Origin of the sequence: Microcystis sp. M083S1, assembly GCF_020246405.1 — a bacterium.
Taxonomy (GTDB): domain Bacteria; phylum Cyanobacteriota; class Cyanobacteriia; order Cyanobacteriales; family Microcystaceae; genus Microcystis; species Microcystis aeruginosa_C.
The window spans coordinates 20566-35450 of the sequence record NZ_JADBTB010000201.1; the positions used below are offsets into that span (position 1 = coordinate 20566).

Sequence of the window (14885 nt, forward strand, 5' to 3'; positions counted from 1 at the left end):
AATGTTATCAACAAAAAGATAAACTAATTTCTAAAAATATTCTGACGATGCCATTGGATAGCTTCAGGTTTCGGATAGTGGTCTTCTAGAGTGGGTAATAAAATATTCATACCATGAAAGTCTTTAATTGCTTTAGCATTAGGAGAAATTTCTTGAAAGTCTTTACTAATCATAATTTTGTATTGATCGTCAATAGTAAATAGTCCTTGATCGAATGCCCAATGATGATTTTTACAAAGAGATAAACCATTGTTTATCTGGTTATCATAGAATCTGGCAAAAGGTTTGATATGTGCGCCATCGACAATACTTTGTGTCAAGGAGTGGTTTACTTTAAGACCGCAAAAAGAGCATTGATAATCGTATAAATGGACGACTGATTTACGAAATAACGCATCTCTAACTATAGACTTTCTGAAATAATATTTTGTCTGTGTTTCTCCTGTAGCTAAAACGCTACGATCTAGTTCAGTGTCATCATCTTGTTGTAAGACTTGATTAATTTCTAAAATATCTTCTAATTGCTTTTGACTAGAAGAAAACCAAGCTTCTATTAGAGTATCAATTAGCTGTCGTCTAGCTTCCGGTTCCTGTAAAAGTTTATACAATTCCTGATCTAAAATCGCATAATCTACATCTGCTCTAATTTTGGGAATAGTTGGAGGACGGCCACCAGTATAAATATCACTAAACTTTAGCTTCCAAAATCCGTCATTTTTTAGATGAAAGAATGGTAAAGCTAACCCACCTTTAAAAGTATCTGGGTTTAAACGCTTCCAATACTTATCAAAAGTATCGATTAAGTCATCAGAAATATATATTTTATTGTCTTGAATTTGAGAATCACTAATTAACTCAATTACTGATAATAATAAGATAGGCTTATAAGGTGCTTCACCACTTTGCTTAGACTTATTGACTTTAATTTTAGAAAATAAGTCACAATAATATTTTAAATTGCGTAGAGGAAGACTATCGACCATAGGGGGGGGAGATATGCGGATAAAAAAAGGAAACCATTACCAGCATACAGAAAAACATCCCACCGAGAGGAAAAAATATAGAAAGCCTAGAGAGATCGTCATAATAACATCGATCGAGCGCGGCTGACGAGCGATCGCGATCTGTAGAACATTTGTGCTAATAAAAAAACGGACTTGTGGGAGAGTAGTTAACCTAATAATAGCCACGGGTTAATTCTAGGGATTACCTGAAAAAAATACTTTCCAACCGGCAGTAGCGATCGCACTTGCCAAAAGAATAATCAATGTCCAAACCTGATTTTTTTGGGTTCCTTCCACTGATTTTAGGCGATTATCGATGCCCTCAACCTTTTCGGTTAACTTTGCCTGTCCTACCTCTAGCTTATTTAACCGTTCGTCGATTTTGTCAAATTTTTGGTCAACATCTTTTTGGAGACTGTCAATTTTCCCCTCAATCCTAGTCAAAACAGCTTCTAGGGAATAGGTAACGGTTTCGTTAGACATAGTATCAACTCCCATTAGATATATTTTCTCGGTTCCCTATCGGGGACTATTTTAAGGCTAAACCAGTTCGAGGTTGTCTGAGAAGAGCGTTTTTCTGGGATGACAAAACTTGAAACCGTGAATAATAGCCACAGGTTAATTCTAGGGATTACCCGAAAAAAATACTTTCCAACCAGCAGTAGCGATCGCACTTGCCAAAAGAATAATTAATGTCCAAACCTGATTTTTTTGGGTTCCTTCCACTGATTTTAGGCGATTATCGATGCCCTCAACCTTTTCAGTTAACTTTGCCTGTCCTACCTCTAGCTTATTTAACCGTTCGTCGATTTTGTCAAATTTTTGGTCAACATCTTTTTGGAAACTGTCAAATTTTTGGTTAAAATCCTTTTGGAGAGTTTCAAATTTTTGATTAACATCTTTTTGGAGATTGTCAATTTTCCCCTCAATCCTAGTCAAAACAGCTTCTAGGGAATAGGTAACGGTTTCGGTAGACATAGTATCAACTCCCATTAGATATATTTTCTCGGTTCCCTATCGGGGACTATTTTAAGGCTAAACCGGTTCGAGGTTGTCTGAGAAGAGCGTTTTTCTGGGATGACAAAACTTGAAACCGTGAATAATAGCCACAGGTTAATTCTAGGGATTACCCGAAAAAAATACTTTCCAACCGGCAGTAGCGATCGCACTTGCCAAAAGAATAATCAATGTCCAAACCTGATTTTTTTGGGTTCCTTCCACTGATTTTAGGCGATTATCGATTCCTTCAACCTTTTCGGTTAACTTTGCCTGTCCTACCTCCAGCTTATTTAACCGTTCGTCGATTTTGTCAAATTTTTGGTCAACATCTTTTTGGAGACTGTCAAATTTTTGATTAACATCTTTTTGTAAGCTGTCAATTTTCCCCTCAATTCTAGTCAAAACAGCTTCTAGGGAATAGGTAACGGTTTCGTTAGACATAGTATCAACTCCCATTAGATATATTTTCTCGGTCCGCTATCGGGGACTATTTTAAGACTAAACCAGTTCACCGCTTTCTTGTAAAGAGTGGAGACGCTGATAGATTCCCTGCTGATTTAATAATTGGTCATGGCTACCGATCTCGACAATGCGACCATTATCCAAGACGACAATTTGATCCGCTTCTCGAACGGTACTGAGACGGTGGGCGATAATAATTGTGGTGCGAGTGCCTAAGATGGATTTCATGGCTAGTTGAATGGCTCTTTCTGACTCATAATCTAAGCTAGAAGTGGCCTCATCAAAAACTAACACATCTGGATCAACAATTAAGGCCCTAGCAATTCCTAAACGCTGTCTTTGTCCCCCCGAAAGACGCACACCCCTTTCCCCTACAATAGTGGAATAACCATTAGGTAATTCGTGGATAAATTCATCGACACGGGCGATTTTACAGGCTTCTGCTACCTTCTCGAAGCTAATATTAGGATTACCATAGGTGAGATTTTCTAACACTGTACCATTAAAAACATCTACTTCTTGATGGACAATCGCTAACCGGCGCCTATACCAAGTCACATCTAAGTGACGAATATCCTCGCCATCCATCAGAATTTGTCCTTGATTCGGTTCAAAATAGCGGAAAAGTAACTTAACTAAAGTAGATTTTCCTGAACCTGATTTTCCCACTAATGCCACGGTTTGATAGGGTTCAATCAGCAGATTAATATCCTTGAGAATGGTTCTTTCTGGACTATAGCCAAAGTTAAGATTTCTTAATTCCACTTTCCCCGTAAAATGATAGGGATTATGTTGGGCATGATCGGCTAAAAGACTACCTGCATCAGTGCCACTGGGTAAGTTGATAAATTCCTGTAAACGTGCCATAGAAGCATAGCGACGGGCGAAAGTTTCTGCCATTTGGGATAGGGGATCTAATTCCGCATAGGCCATACTAGCGAGGGTATAGGTGGTGATAAAATGCCCGATCGAGATTTTCTGTTGAACGGTAGCTAGGAGAGTAAAGAAAAATACTCCAAATAAACTAGCTTGGACGAGGGTTTTTTCCCAAGTAATTAAGTCCACATAACCCTTATGAATGCGATAGACAACGTAGGTAAATTCTCTCTCTAAACGCTGTTTCTGACGATATAATTCCTGTCCTTCTGTGGCAAAAGCTTTGACGGTTTTGATGTTAGTAATAATCTCAGAATTGCGACTTTGGGTATTTTCGATGTGCCGATCAAGAATTCTTTCTTTTTGCATTAAATCTTTTAAATCTCTGACAATAAAAGCTAGAATTAATACAAAAGAAATAACAAAAGCGAGGGCGATCTGCCATTGAATTACCCAAATAACAATAAAGATACCCAAAACTCTAAACAATTTTGGGATCATCATTCCCGCCACTTCAGGATAAGTCCAAGTATGATTTTCTATCCCTTTGGCGATCCGGTTAGCGATGCGTCCTGGATTATTTTCATCGTAAAAAGATAGAGGTAAGGTGAGAATTTTGGCAATAATTTTTTTGAGATGATCTCGTCTCGCTCTTAAGGATATTTCCCAGTGAAACCATACACCCACCCAAGGCTGAATTGGTGCTTTAATTACCGTGGTTACGAAAATTAAGCCTAATAATACTGCCAAACTAACCCACTTTTCTGAGGCAAAGGGAGTTAAAACCATGGTGCGATCGACCAAAGATTGCACGAATCCATCTAAAGGTTGATCGGAAAGAACATTAAGAATCTGTCCGACAGCGTAGGGAACCATCAGATCGATAATTTCAAAGACACTGGATGCAGCAATGCTCAAAAAGGCGGCTTTTTGATAATTGCGATAGTAACTGAGAATATCGCGTAAGGAAGCCATAACATCAAGTAAATTGCCAATTTTTAACTTCTATCTGGTAACTGATAACTGAAGAGACTAAAGGCACTTTTGGGATTGTTTTTCTGGAGTTACCATTATACTTGTGATAAAATTGTACAATATATTGATTAAAATATGTGTCAATTTGATTAAATTATGCTCGAATGGGTAAAGATCAGGTTTAAGAATTAACAGTTCTGCAACACTATAAAGAGGTGATAATTTACAGATTTTTTAAGCATTAAACCAAGTTTGAGCGTTTTCTCTTTTAATTATTTCCCTATTCTCTCTATAAATATATTCAGTGACTAGGGTTTGATCAGAAGTAAATTCACCCAACCAATGATAACGAACATGATCATTGGTTAAAAGTTCTACATCCCATTTTACTCCATTTATAGACTCACCGTTAGCGATTCTTTTTAAATTACTAATAGCCTTTAAAATCGAGGTTTTTCCTGCACCTGAGATACCAACTAATAAATTCAAATCTGGAAAAAATTTGCAAGAATCTATACTTAATCCAGAGGATAAATCTTGATAGGATAATCTCAAAAGTTTCATAATAATTAGCCACTGCTAAAACTAAAAAGGGTGAGTTAATTCTCACCCCAAGACTTTACTGAGGATCGAGTTTTAGGACTGCCATAAATGCTTCCTGGGGTACATCAACAGTTCCGATCGCTTTCATCCGTTTCTTACCTTTTGCTTGCTTGTCTAACAGCTTTTTCTTGCGGCTAATATCACCACCATAACACTTAGCTAAGACATCCTTTCTTAAAGCGGGAATATGTTCACTAGCGATAATTTTAGAACCAATAGCTGCTTGAATGGGAACCTTAAATTGATGCCGGGGAATCAATTCTTTTAACTTTTCGGTTAAAGCGCGACCAACATAATAAGCTTTATCCCGGTGAACGATCATCGCTAAAGCATCAACGGGATCACCATTGACCATAATATCTAATTTAACTAGCTCATTTTCCCGATAGCCAATTAATTGATATTCCATACTAGCATAACCGCGCGATCGAGATTTTAATTGATCAAAAAAGTCCGTCACCACTTCCGCTAAAGGTAACTCATAAATCAAAGCGGTGCGAGTTTTAGTAAAATAACGCATATCCTTGAAAACTCCCCGACGACTTTGACATAATTCCATCAAAGCACCTACATAGGTTTCCGGAGTAATCATTTCCACTTGGATATAAGGTTCCTCAATTTTTTCCCGTTTTTGTGGGGAAGGTAACAAACTGGGATTATCCACTTCGACAATTTCCCCATCGGTAGTAGTGACCTGATAAACTACCGAGGGAGCAGTGGTAATTAAATCTAAGTTATATTCCCTTTCTAGTCTTTCCTGCACGATTTCCATGTGTAGCAGTCCCAAGAAACCGCAACGGAAACCAAAACCCATGGCGCTAGAAGTTTCCGGTTCGTAGGATAGGGCTGCATCGTTTAATTTTAACTTTTCCAGCGCATCTTTGAGATCGGCATACTGATCAGCATCCGTGGGGAATAATCCGCAGAAAACCATCGGTTTTGCTTCTGTATAACCGGGTAAAGGCTCTTGTGCTGGTTTAGCGGTTAGAGTAATCGTATCACCCACCCGGGCATCAGCAACAGTTTTAATCGCGGCTGCCAGATAACCCACTTCTCCCGCGTGCAGTTCATTTACCTGTACCTGTTGCGGTGATAAAATTCCCAATTCATCGATAACAAATTCTTTACCAGAAGCCATAAAACGAATTTTATCGCCCTTTTTCACCCGACCATCCATAACGCGGAAATAGACAATTACCCCTCGATAAGCGTCGTAATAACTATCAAAAATTAAAGCTCGGAAGGGTTCTTCGAGGGTATCTTGGGGAGGGGGAACCAATTGGACGATCGACTCTAGAATATCATTAATACCGATCCCAGCCTTAGCCGATGCCCGAATCGCCTCACTACAGTCTAAACCTACCACTTCCTCGATTTCCGCCGCGACTCGTTCCGGTTCGGCACTGGGTAGGTCGATTTTATTTAAAACTGGGATAATTTCGAGGTTATTTTCCAGTGCTAGGTAAACATTGGCTAAAGTTTGCGCCTCTACTCCTTGGGACGCATCCACAACTAATAAAGCTCCCTCGCACGCCGCTAAAGACCGAGAAACCTCGTAGGAAAAATCCACATGGCCGGGGGTGTCAATCAGATTGAGAACGTATTTTTGACCATCCTTAGCGGTATAATCCATGCGTGCCGCTTGTAACTTGATGGTGATACCTCGTTCCCGTTCCAAGTCCATATTATCGAGAAATTGTTCTTTCATCTCCCGTTGGGCTACGGTTCCTGTAATTTGCAAGAGGCGATCGGCGAGAGTTGATTTACCATGATCGATATGAGCGATGATGGAAAAATTGCGAATGCGAGAAACGGGAACGTCAGTCATCGTGGTTCACTGTTGGCAAAAGTCAGGGGTTTATAAAATTTTAGATTCCTTAATTCATTGTAGAGGTAAAGTCTCTAAGGCTGGAGCAAAAGCGAAAAGTAAAAGGTAAAAAAAGCTAAACTGCAAGTATAGTCAGGGTTTTGACCTTAGCTTCCCCTCTCGGCATCCACAGGAAACTATGGTAGGCTTGATTATGCTGACAAAATCAGGGAAAGGGCAATGGCTAAGGAAAGGCTCTATGATTTGTCCAAATCCCATTACTATAGATAAACTCTTGGATAAGAATCCTCGACTGACGGGTAGAATGATAGATAGCAATCATTAATAGAGCTTATGAACGACAATGCTACACCGACTCAGCGCACGGCGGAGAAAGTTGAAATCGCTATTCACCTTGACTCGGAAGTTTTAGAACAGATTAAACACCTGACTAACGATCCTAGTCGCATTATCGAAACAGCGATTAAACAGTGGCTAAGAGGAGAGAAACAACCGGATGAGGACTTAACCCGTCATCTTCGACGCAATCCCCCCGTACCACCCAAAGGGGAATGGAATGACTAAGATTTTTCAGTCTCTAATAGGTTATTTCCCGACGGAGAGACTGAAATATTTTCTTAGGTCAACCATTGACGGTAATTGAGATTTTTTCCCCAACTAAGCTGGTCATACTAGATTCGTTGAGTATAGGCTACATATCAGGACAGGCAAAAGGGGGAATAGATAATCAGTCTTTAATAACTGGATTTAGGATCATTTTGCTTGGGTGCTTACGGGAGGAACAAAACTGATGCAGATAGAAATTCAAGGAGCCGATGCTATCAAAGTTGCTCAGGATATCCTAGAGATGGAAGGGGTGCAAGGCAGCTACGAAGTTATCTCCGAAGTGGAGAAAGAGGGAACCCTTGCTACCATCGCCACCATCATCGGCATTATTAGCGGAACAATCGCCATCGCTGAGAAATTTTACCAATTAAAGCAAAAAATTGACTCTCCTGAAACCCCGAAGATCGAACGAGTGTTAATTGTCAGCAAAAACGGCGATCGCCTGATGCTCAAAGATGCTACCCTAGAGCAGCGATCTGTTCTGAGCGTCTGGTCAATCTTTCAACCAGTCTTTGAGCATATTGAGGGGAGTTTTGTGATATGTAGTTGTAGATGGCTGATCAATAATTAACGGCTAAATTTCTGGCTTTTTGTTTAATATTTTTTATTTCCATAGTGGTTTCCAAAATGACTCCTGACAGTTTACATTATAGCAAGATAGGCTCCTAGAGATGGTGTATTTTAAAACGACTAATTTTGAAAAGCGATCGTCATCTTCGCTAACGATCAGAATGTACAAAAAGGGATAGTTTCTCTCTCTAGGTTTTGATACTGTACTGTAGCGGTAGGAGACTAATGGGAACTTTGATGCTTTGTCCTTTGGGGAGCAGGAATAGCTTTCTGCCTCAAAGAGCGATCGCCCAGACAAGACAGCAAACTAACGCCAATCGTTCGGCTTGGCAGGTCACTTTACCCCCACGGGCAAAGGTACGGCGGAAAAAGGGAAGTTCGTTGACGGAGATTAAGGAAGGATTGCGACGGGCTAAAGAACGAGAGCAGTTCATTCTCGAATCACCCGAAGCGGTTCACTACAAAGGTTTAGAAAGGGTAACAATTTAGAAGGTGGAGAACTAAAAATGAGCAACGATGGGGGCGGTTTTCGATGGTTCTCTGGAATTATAGCAACGATCATATCTGGGGTCGTTGTGTACTATCTGACTGAAGGAAGGAACCCTCAGCCGCCTCAGCCAAATTCAGAAACTTTACCAATATCCCAAAGAACGCCTCCTTCTCCCCCAAAACCTACGCATCAAGTTACCCCGTCCCGTCCTACGCCTCCAATTACTCTTCCCCCAACCAAACCAACCCCCCCAGTCACAATAACCCCCCGCCCCACTCCCCAACCTCCCCAACCTTCTCCTAACGCAGAAATTATGAAAGGCGGGATTTGGGATTTTGTTTGGTGGTTTATGTTGGGAGTAGTGGTGGTGTTTTTTGGTGGTGGGGCTTTGTTTGGTTTGATTGGTTTGATGTGGGGTGTTTTTGATTTTTGGAGATGGATTGTTTGGGTGATTTTTGGGGAGGGTAAGAGATAGTAGGAATTCGTATGAAACTGTAACACATAAGAGTGACAAAGATTTTGTGAACAATTATTAACGAGTAATTTTCCACGAAGCCATGCGGGTTCTGGGTTTTCGATACCTGTCACCGAGGGGTCAGCCACTCGCCCGATGTTTTTGTAGTATGCTTCCTACTAGAAAGTTATGAGTGAGAAAATCTTTGTGTTCTTTGTGCCTTTGTGGTTCTTTCTTGCGCTTTTTGGTGATCTTCACTGCTGCCATTAATTTACTCCCCCAATGGTCTTGGATTATCGTTAATCTTGTGGATTTTCAATGTTTCGGGCAGCATGAAGTACCGCAATAACATCGATTTGCTCAGGCTTGATATAATAAATTATGCGATAAGAACCCTCGATAACTTCTCGGATCTGCTCAGTTTCAAACTCCGGAACAAGACGACCCGAAAAGGGAAAATTAGCAATCTGTTCTGAGCGTCTGGTCAATCTTTCCACCAGTCTTTGAGCATATTGAGGGGAGTTTTGTGATATGTAGTTGTAGATGGATGATAAATGATTAACGGCGGTTTCTGTCCAGAAAACTTTCATGGCTCTAGCTTGAACTTAGTGCGTACCTCTGCAACAGAAATAACCTTTCCCGCCTCACTATCGGCTAATCCTGCTTCAATTGCCTGTCTCACATAAATCTCATACATCAAATCATCCCATGTAGAATTATCCGGCAATTTATCGATTAAATTTCTGGCTTTTTGTTTAATGTTTTTTATTTCCATGATGGTTTCCAAAATGACTCCTGACAGTTTACATTATAGCAAGATAGGCTCCTAGAGATGGTGTATTCTAAAACCACCGCTAACGCTCAGAATATCCAAAAAGGTTTTTCCCTCTCGATGTCCTCAACGAAACCTCAACCCGTGATTGGTGTTATTTGGTGGATAAATGCTGTATATTTACTCTCGTCGCCGCTTAATTCACACGCAGCAGCGCAGAAACTTGCTCAACATTCATTGCTGTATGTAACAATACAGGAGGAGTTTATCTCAGGAGTTCCACGGTGATTAGAGAGCTAGACCGTATTACTGTTAATCCACAAATATGTCTTGGACAGCCAACGATTCGAGGAATGCGTATCACTGTAGGATTTGTTTTGAAACTGTTGGCTAGTCAGTTATCTATTCAGGAAATCTTAGAGGCTTATCCAGAGTTGGAGGAGGAAGATATTCGTCAGGCTCTTAATTATGCAGCTTGGGCTGTATCCGATTATATCGTTAGCTTCACTTCAGCAGCCGTAACGCACCGCTAACTTTAATGATGGTGGGTGATATAATTTAAAATTCTGAGGTAAATCATGCAACTAAAACTAACAAAAATATTCCAGAAAGTTCCCGAAGGCTATATTGGTTTTGTCGAAGAATTGCCAGGAGCTAATACTCAAGGAGAGACTCTAGAAGAAACTAGAAGCAATTTAGAAGAAGCAATTGAGCTAGTTTTAGAAGCTAATCGTATATTAGCTGAAGAGCAACTGCAAGGACAAGAAGTGATTCGAGAGTCTGTTACTTTCTGGGCTGCATGAAACGTATAAACTTAATTCGTCATTTAGAAGCTTATGGCTGTGAATTCTTAAGAGAAGGCGGCAATCATACGATTTATGTAAATCGTGTCAATCAGAAATCTTCAGCCATTCCGCGCCATCGTGAAATCAATGAATTCTTGACGCGGAAAATTTGTCGAGATTTACAAATACCAGAACCATGAGTGCGACTCCTGTTAAGCTGCTGATTAAACAGCTTAAGCAAAACCCAAAGGTTGAAACTGAGCATCATTGATAATTTTAACCGTTTCCCCCGACTGCTTAATCACAAACAAACCGCGCCGATAGGCATAGACATCTATCCCCTGATCAATTTCAATTGCTGCCACTGCCCCATAAACCCGAAACTCTCGAAATTGGGGGAAAGCAACCTTAAATCGCTGTAATCGGCTGACAAAATCATCTACATCATCCCTCGACAGTCGAGATTTACATTCCACAGCCACCAACTCGCTCCCATTCACCGCCACAATATCAATCTCCATTGCCGCCCCAGAACGCTTACTTTTCAAGCGACTCATCGTTTGGGTGACATCAATGCCCCATTCCTGAAATAAACCCACGACCGCAGGCTCTACCATTTCTTCTATAAAAAGACACAAAGGAGTTGTTAAGCTATTGACCGCTTTGGTCGTTTCTTGTACCTGTTTTTTTAATTCTTCCATCGTGCGATTAGCTTCCTCTCTGCGGCGATCAGCTTCGGCACTGCGGCGATCAGCTTCCTTTTGAAACTCGGCAAATTGGGCCTCAGTTCTTTCAAATAACTTGTAAATATCGGCGATCGTTACAGCGTCTGACATAGGAAGATTCTTCAAGCTTGAGGAGTCTAGTCCCATTCTAGCGACTTGGCCCAGAAGAAATGTCCCTAGCTTCTCATCCGTGTTTTTTCAATCAATTATTGACTATCAACTAATCAGCGATCGCAGTTCAAGGGGAAGGGGTCAAAGGTCAAAAGGCGATCGCGGTCAATGGATAATAGGCAAGGACAATGGATAATTATCAACCATAGCTCCTGCGGCCATGGGCTACTATTTTAATCATCAGGAAGAAATTGACCTGGAAATCACCCAAGAATGGGATCAGGTATAAATTAGCATAACGCGAATAGCTAAATCACCTTTTTACACCGGGAGGAAAGAAGTGACTTTTTCCCCGCCCTTTCCCCGAATGCACCCCGTAACTGATATAAGTAGAGATGTAGGTCTATAACCAAAATTGCCGCATCAGTTCGGTTAGGTGACTGTTTTTCGCTTGTCTAGGAGGGTAGATATGCTCAACGAATTAATTTATGAAGGATTAGGTTTAAGTGCTGTTTTCGGAGGACTATTCCTCTGGTCGCGCTCTGGTCTCGTCAGCAAAAATACCGCCCTTTTAGCCGCACAAGCGCAATTACAGCAAAGTAACTCAGATTTGTTGGCTCAAGTCAAGGGTTTAGACGTGGCGCAATCAGATTTAAAAGACGAAAATCAGCAGCTGCACGCCAAAATAATTTACATAGAACAACATTCCGCCCAATTACAGCACAAAGCTACGGATTTAGAAAATTCTCTCCAGTCCCTCCAGCAAGCTGTCCACATAGGTGAGAGTGAAATCGAACAACTGAAAACCACCGCTAAGGACATAGAAGCGGAGAAAGCTGGTCTGATGGAGCAATTAGAGGCAGAAAAAGCCCAAATTACTAGCCTAGAGGCACAGATTCAAACTTTAGAGCAGCAAAAAGGTGAAATTAACCGTCAATTTGATTTGACCAAAAAACAGACCACCTCTCTCTATAGTCAAATTCAGACCCTAGAACAGGATAAAACTCTATTACAGCAAGAGCTAGAAAAAGCTGAGGAATTAAGGGCGAAAGTGGCCGATTTAGACCATAAAAACCAAGAATTAAGCGATTTAGCCGCCCAAATTCCCAGCTGGCAAGGTCAAATTCAAACCTTAGAACAGAATCTGGCTCACCAAACAGAACAGTATGAGCGAGGACAGCAGGAAATAGCCAGCTTACAGGATCAAATTACTGGGTTAGAGCAGCAAAAAAAGTCTCTCAGCGAAGATTTAGCCGCAAGTCAAACTCGATCGCTCTCTTTAGGCCAAGAATGCGACAATTTAACTATAAAACTCCAAGAAACCGTCGCTCAAGTGACAGCCATAACCGCCGAAAAGGACAGTCTCGGCGCTCGTCTCGAAGCGGCTAAACTGGAGTTACAAGCTTTAGAAGTCCAGAAAGGGGAATTATCGGCAGAATTAACCACTGCTGCCGAAAAAATTGCTAATTTAAAAGGGCAATTACAGGAATTAACCCAGTTACCCCAACAATTGGCTGATTCTCAGGCAACAATTGCTGATTTAAAAGGGCAATTACAGGAATTAACCCAGTTACCCCAACAATTGGCCGATTCTCAGGCAAAAATTGTCCATTTAGAAGGGCAATTACAGGAATTAAACCAGTTACCCCAACAGCTAGAAACCTATCGGGAAAACATTTCTAATTTAGAGATTCAACTACACCAGTTAAGTGCCGAAAAAGACCAATTAGAAACCACAACTTCCCGTCATATCGAGGAATTAAGCCAAAAAAATCGCCAACTAACTCAAGATTTAGAAGCCCAAAAAACGGCAGCTAAAGCTTTAGAAAAAGAAAAAATTAAGTTTGAGGGTGAGTTAGCAACTAAGCAAGCAGAAATCGCCGCTTTAGAGGTTAAAATTCAAAACCTACAGCAAGAAAGAGACGATTTCTCTAAACAAACTGCCCCTATTACCACTAATGAACCAGAAGCAATTATTAGTGAAACTCCTGTAGTAGAAGAGCCGGAAACCCCCCTGGTGATTGCCAAGGAAACTCCGGTAGTAGAGGAACCGGAAACTCCCCCGGTGATTGCCAAGGAAACCCCTGTAGTAGCAGCAGAAAAAATCACGGTTGCCGATACAAGTTTAGAAGTGCAACCCGCAGCGGAGATAGTCCAAACGAGTCAAGAATCCGCAGAAAATCCCCTAAGGGGAAAAACCGTAGTTATACTAGGAACCTTCAGCAAAATCAGTCGCGAGAAAGCGAAATCATTGATTATTAATGTCGGTGGTACTGTTACTGGTTCCCCCAGTACGAATACTGATTATATTCTCCTCGGTAAAGCTCCCGGTGAGAAACTCAAAAAGGCTCAAAAATTAGGCATTAAAACCCTTTCAGAAGCCCAATTTCTGCAAATGGTAGAATCCTAAATCAGTTATCAGTTATCAGTTATCAGTTCACTGTTTACTGAAAATATACCCCACTTCATAATTCATAATTCATAATTCATAATTCATAATTCCCTTTCCCTTGATTACCAAAATTATGAGTCAAAAAATTGCCTTTTTAGGATTAGGAGTGATGGGGGCGCCGATGACGGCTAATCTTGTCCGTCAAGGTTTTGCTGTCAATGCTTGGAATCGTACCCCAGAGGTGCCGGGGATAACCATTGCCGGGGCAGCAGGTGCGAACATTTGTTCTAATATTGCCGCCGCCGTCAGGGATGCCGAGATTGTCTTTACCTGCGTCGGGGATGTGCCTGACGTGGAAGCGGTAATTTTAGGACCGGGGGGTGTCATGGAATCGGCAGCGGTGGGAACTCTGGTGGTGGATATGAGTACCATTGGCTCTCAAGCCGCTAGGATGATTGGTAAAAAGCTAGAGGAAAATAATCTCCGTTTTCTCGATGCTCCCGTCTCTGGGGGCGATATTGGGGCGAAAAACGGCAGTTTAACTATTATGGTGGGGGGGAAAGAAGCGGATTTTCAGACTTGTCTGCCCTGTTTTCAAGCCATGGGTAAAACTATTCGCTGGTGTGGCGAAATCGGCAACGGACAAGCAGTAAAACTCTGTAATCAAGTCTTGGGGGCGGTTCACATGGTGGCGCTGTGTGAGGCTCTAAAAATGGCAAAAATTCAAGGATTAGATCCCAATTTAGTCATAGAAGTCTGTAAAACGGGGGCGGCGGGTTCTTGGGCGTTGGAAAATTTGGGACCAAAAATCCTCGCCCAAGATTTACAGCCGGCTTTTATGATTGAACATATTTTAAAAGATTTGCGATTAGTCAAAGAAACTGCCCAGACAGCCGGGGAAATTCTGCCCGGGACAGATTTAGCAGAAGCTTTATTTAAAGTAGTAGCGGAATTGGACGAAGGCAAGGGAATTAAACAGGGAACCCAAGCGATGATTCGTGCCTACGATTAAGCCTTTTGTTGGCTTTGACACTCCCGTTGCCTAAAGGCGTGGGGATTCTTCGTTCACGGGGAGATGCCTTGCAAAAGCAGTGCCTTTACTTGGTCTTACTCTCCCTCCAGAAGCAGTAGCGGTATGCCCTACCGCCAAAATTCGTAAACCTTCATCTCGAATATTCTTAGCAGCATTGATGTCTCTATCGTGGGTTTCTCCACACTTAGGACATTGCCAAC

The 14885-nt window shown here is 41.4% G+C and carries 19 protein-coding genes; 8 read left to right on the forward strand and 11 right to left on the reverse strand.

Features of this window, described 5'->3' with window-relative positions; translation table 11 throughout:
- Positions 1–23: 23 nt before the first annotated feature.
- The 7 genes from IM450_RS18370 to lepA form a co-directional block, all read right to left on the reverse strand.
- Positions 24–983: an HNH endonuclease gene (locus tag IM450_RS18370; RefSeq protein WP_287666603.1), complete on the reverse strand. Its 960-nt coding sequence runs from the start codon at positions 981–983 to the stop codon at positions 24–26.
- A gap of 216 nt (positions 984–1199) precedes the next feature.
- Positions 1200–1487: a DUF4164 family protein gene (locus tag IM450_RS18375; protein ID WP_287666655.1), complete on the reverse strand. Its 288-nt coding sequence runs from the start codon at positions 1485–1487 to the stop codon at positions 1200–1202.
- Between the two features lie 141 nt (positions 1488–1628).
- The gene (locus IM450_RS18380) at positions 1629–1982 is read right to left on the reverse strand and encodes a DUF4164 family protein (protein ID WP_104397086.1); all 354 of its coding nucleotides are present in this window, start codon (positions 1980–1982) and stop codon (positions 1629–1631) included.
- Between the two features lie 141 nt (positions 1983–2123).
- Complete coding sequence (locus IM450_RS18385) at positions 2124–2444, reverse strand: DUF4164 family protein (RefSeq protein ID WP_104397085.1); 321 nt, start codon at positions 2442–2444, stop codon at positions 2124–2126.
- Positions 2445–2501: 57 nt separating this feature from the next.
- Positions 2502–4316 (reverse strand): ABC transporter ATP-binding protein, encoded by a 1815-nt coding sequence (locus IM450_RS18390; RefSeq protein ID WP_287669571.1) that lies wholly within the window; start codon positions 4314–4316, stop codon positions 2502–2504.
- A gap of 234 nt (positions 4317–4550) precedes the next feature.
- Positions 4551–4880 carry an ATP-binding cassette domain-containing protein gene (locus tag IM450_RS18395; RefSeq protein WP_287669563.1) on the reverse strand — a complete coding sequence of 110 codons (330 nt, stop codon included), beginning with the start codon at positions 4878–4880 and terminating at the stop codon, positions 4551–4553.
- 55 nt (positions 4881–4935) lie between these two features.
- Complete coding sequence (lepA, locus tag IM450_RS18400; protein ID WP_002762209.1) at positions 4936–6747, reverse strand: translation elongation factor 4; 1812 nt, start codon at positions 6745–6747, stop codon at positions 4936–4938.
- Between the two features lie 333 nt (positions 6748–7080).
- On the opposite strand from lepA, the gene IM450_RS18405 reads away from it, so the two are divergent.
- From IM450_RS18405 to IM450_RS18415, 3 genes are all read left to right on the forward strand, one after another.
- On the forward strand, positions 7081–7311 hold the full coding sequence (locus IM450_RS18405) for a type II toxin-antitoxin system CcdA family antitoxin (protein ID WP_002762207.1): 231 nt from the start codon (positions 7081–7083) through the stop codon (positions 7309–7311).
- A 226-nt stretch (positions 7312–7537) separates the two neighbouring features.
- On the forward strand, positions 7538–7924 hold the full coding sequence (locus IM450_RS18410) for a hypothetical protein (protein WP_287669552.1): 387 nt from the start codon (positions 7538–7540) through the stop codon (positions 7922–7924).
- 224 nt (positions 7925–8148) lie between these two features.
- Positions 8149–8412: a hypothetical protein gene (locus IM450_RS18415; protein WP_287669537.1), complete on the forward strand. Its 264-nt coding sequence runs from the start codon at positions 8149–8151 to the stop codon at positions 8410–8412.
- 754 nt (positions 8413–9166) lie between these two features.
- On the opposite strand, the gene IM450_RS18420 is transcribed toward IM450_RS18415, so the two are convergent.
- Both IM450_RS18420 and IM450_RS18425 read right to left on the reverse strand, forming a co-directional pair.
- Positions 9167–9457, reverse strand: a complete 291-nt coding sequence (locus IM450_RS18420) for a type II toxin-antitoxin system RelE/ParE family toxin (protein ID WP_002744303.1) — start codon at positions 9455–9457, stop codon at positions 9167–9169.
- Positions 9454–9642 (reverse strand): hypothetical protein, encoded by a 189-nt coding sequence (locus IM450_RS18425; RefSeq protein WP_002744301.1) that lies wholly within the window; start codon positions 9640–9642, stop codon positions 9454–9456. The genes IM450_RS18420 and IM450_RS18425 overlap by 4 nt, the downstream gene beginning before the upstream one ends.
- Before the next feature lie 281 nt (positions 9643–9923).
- On the opposite strand from IM450_RS18425, the gene IM450_RS18430 reads away from it, so the two are divergent.
- From IM450_RS18430 to IM450_RS18440, 3 genes are read left to right on the forward strand one after another with little or no spacing between them, the layout of a single operon-like run.
- On the forward strand, positions 9924–10172 hold the full coding sequence (locus IM450_RS18430) for a DUF433 domain-containing protein (RefSeq protein WP_002762195.1): 249 nt from the start codon (positions 9924–9926) through the stop codon (positions 10170–10172).
- 45 nt (positions 10173–10217) lie between these two features.
- On the forward strand, positions 10218–10442 hold the full coding sequence (locus IM450_RS18435) for a type II toxin-antitoxin system HicB family antitoxin (protein ID WP_002734968.1): 225 nt from the start codon (positions 10218–10220) through the stop codon (positions 10440–10442).
- Complete coding sequence (locus tag IM450_RS18440; RefSeq protein WP_002735013.1) at positions 10439–10624, forward strand: type II toxin-antitoxin system HicA family toxin; 186 nt, start codon at positions 10439–10441, stop codon at positions 10622–10624. The genes IM450_RS18435 and IM450_RS18440 overlap by 4 nt, the downstream gene beginning before the upstream one ends.
- A 33-nt stretch (positions 10625–10657) precedes the next feature.
- On the opposite strand, the gene IM450_RS18445 is transcribed toward IM450_RS18440, so the two are convergent.
- Entirely contained in the window at positions 10658–11260 is a 603-nt protein-coding gene (locus IM450_RS18445; RefSeq protein WP_287669505.1) for a DUF3782 domain-containing protein, read from the reverse strand.
- A gap of 469 nt (positions 11261–11729) precedes the next feature.
- Between IM450_RS18445 and IM450_RS18450 the strand changes: the two genes are divergently transcribed.
- Both IM450_RS18450 and IM450_RS18455 read left to right on the forward strand, forming a co-directional pair.
- Complete coding sequence (locus tag IM450_RS18450; protein WP_287669496.1) at positions 11730–13670, forward strand: BRCT domain-containing protein; 1941 nt, start codon at positions 11730–11732, stop codon at positions 13668–13670.
- A 115-nt stretch (positions 13671–13785) separates the two neighbouring features.
- Entirely contained in the window at positions 13786–14664 is an 879-nt protein-coding gene (locus IM450_RS18455; protein WP_287669488.1) for an NAD(P)-dependent oxidoreductase, read from the forward strand.
- A 30-nt stretch (positions 14665–14694) separates the two neighbouring features.
- On the opposite strand, the gene IM450_RS18460 is transcribed toward IM450_RS18455, so the two are convergent.
- The coding region (locus IM450_RS18460; protein ID WP_287669483.1) for a zinc ribbon domain-containing protein at positions 14695–14885 on the reverse strand (191 nt) is incomplete at its 5' end.

Coding starts and splice junctions, on each gene's coding strand:
- IM450_RS18370 (WP_287666603.1), bottom strand. CDS start 983: ATGGTCGATAGTCTTCCTCTACGCAATTTAAAATATTATTGTGACTTA.
- IM450_RS18375 (WP_287666655.1), bottom strand. CDS start 1,487: ATGTCTAACGAAACCGTTACCTATTCCCTAGAAGCTGTTTTGACTAGG.
- IM450_RS18380 (WP_104397086.1), bottom strand. CDS start 1,982: ATGTCTACCGAAACCGTTACCTATTCCCTAGAAGCTGTTTTGACTAGG.
- IM450_RS18385 (WP_104397085.1), bottom strand. CDS start 2,444: ATGTCTAACGAAACCGTTACCTATTCCCTAGAAGCTGTTTTGACTAGA.
- IM450_RS18390 (WP_287669571.1), bottom strand. CDS start 4,316: ATGGCTTCCTTACGCGATATTCTCAGTTACTATCGCAATTATCAAAAA.
- IM450_RS18395 (WP_287669563.1), bottom strand. CDS start 4,880: ATGAAACTTTTGAGATTATCCTATCAAGATTTATCCTCTGGATTAAGT.
- lepA (WP_002762209.1), bottom strand. CDS start 6,747: ATGACTGACGTTCCCGTTTCTCGCATTCGCAATTTTTCCATCATCGCT.
- IM450_RS18405 (WP_002762207.1), top strand. CDS start 7,081: ATGAACGACAATGCTACACCGACTCAGCGCACGGCGGAGAAAGTTGAA.
- IM450_RS18410 (WP_287669552.1), top strand. CDS start 7,538: ATGCAGATAGAAATTCAAGGAGCCGATGCTATCAAAGTTGCTCAGGAT.
- IM450_RS18415 (WP_287669537.1), top strand. CDS start 8,149: ATGGGAACTTTGATGCTTTGTCCTTTGGGGAGCAGGAATAGCTTTCTG.
- IM450_RS18420 (WP_002744303.1), bottom strand. CDS start 9,457: ATGAAAGTTTTCTGGACAGAAACCGCCGTTAATCATTTATCATCCATC.
- IM450_RS18425 (WP_002744301.1), bottom strand. CDS start 9,642: ATGGAAATAAAAAACATTAAACAAAAAGCCAGAAATTTAATCGATAAA.
- IM450_RS18435 (WP_002734968.1), top strand. CDS start 10,218: ATGCAACTAAAACTAACAAAAATATTCCAGAAAGTTCCCGAAGGCTAT.
- IM450_RS18440 (WP_002735013.1), top strand. CDS start 10,439: ATGAAACGTATAAACTTAATTCGTCATTTAGAAGCTTATGGCTGTGAA.
- IM450_RS18445 (WP_287669505.1), bottom strand. CDS start 11,260: ATGTCAGACGCTGTAACGATCGCCGATATTTACAAGTTATTTGAAAGA.
- IM450_RS18450 (WP_287669496.1), top strand. CDS start 11,730: ATGCTCAACGAATTAATTTATGAAGGATTAGGTTTAAGTGCTGTTTTC.
- IM450_RS18455 (WP_287669488.1), top strand. CDS start 13,786: ATGAGTCAAAAAATTGCCTTTTTAGGATTAGGAGTGATGGGGGCGCCG.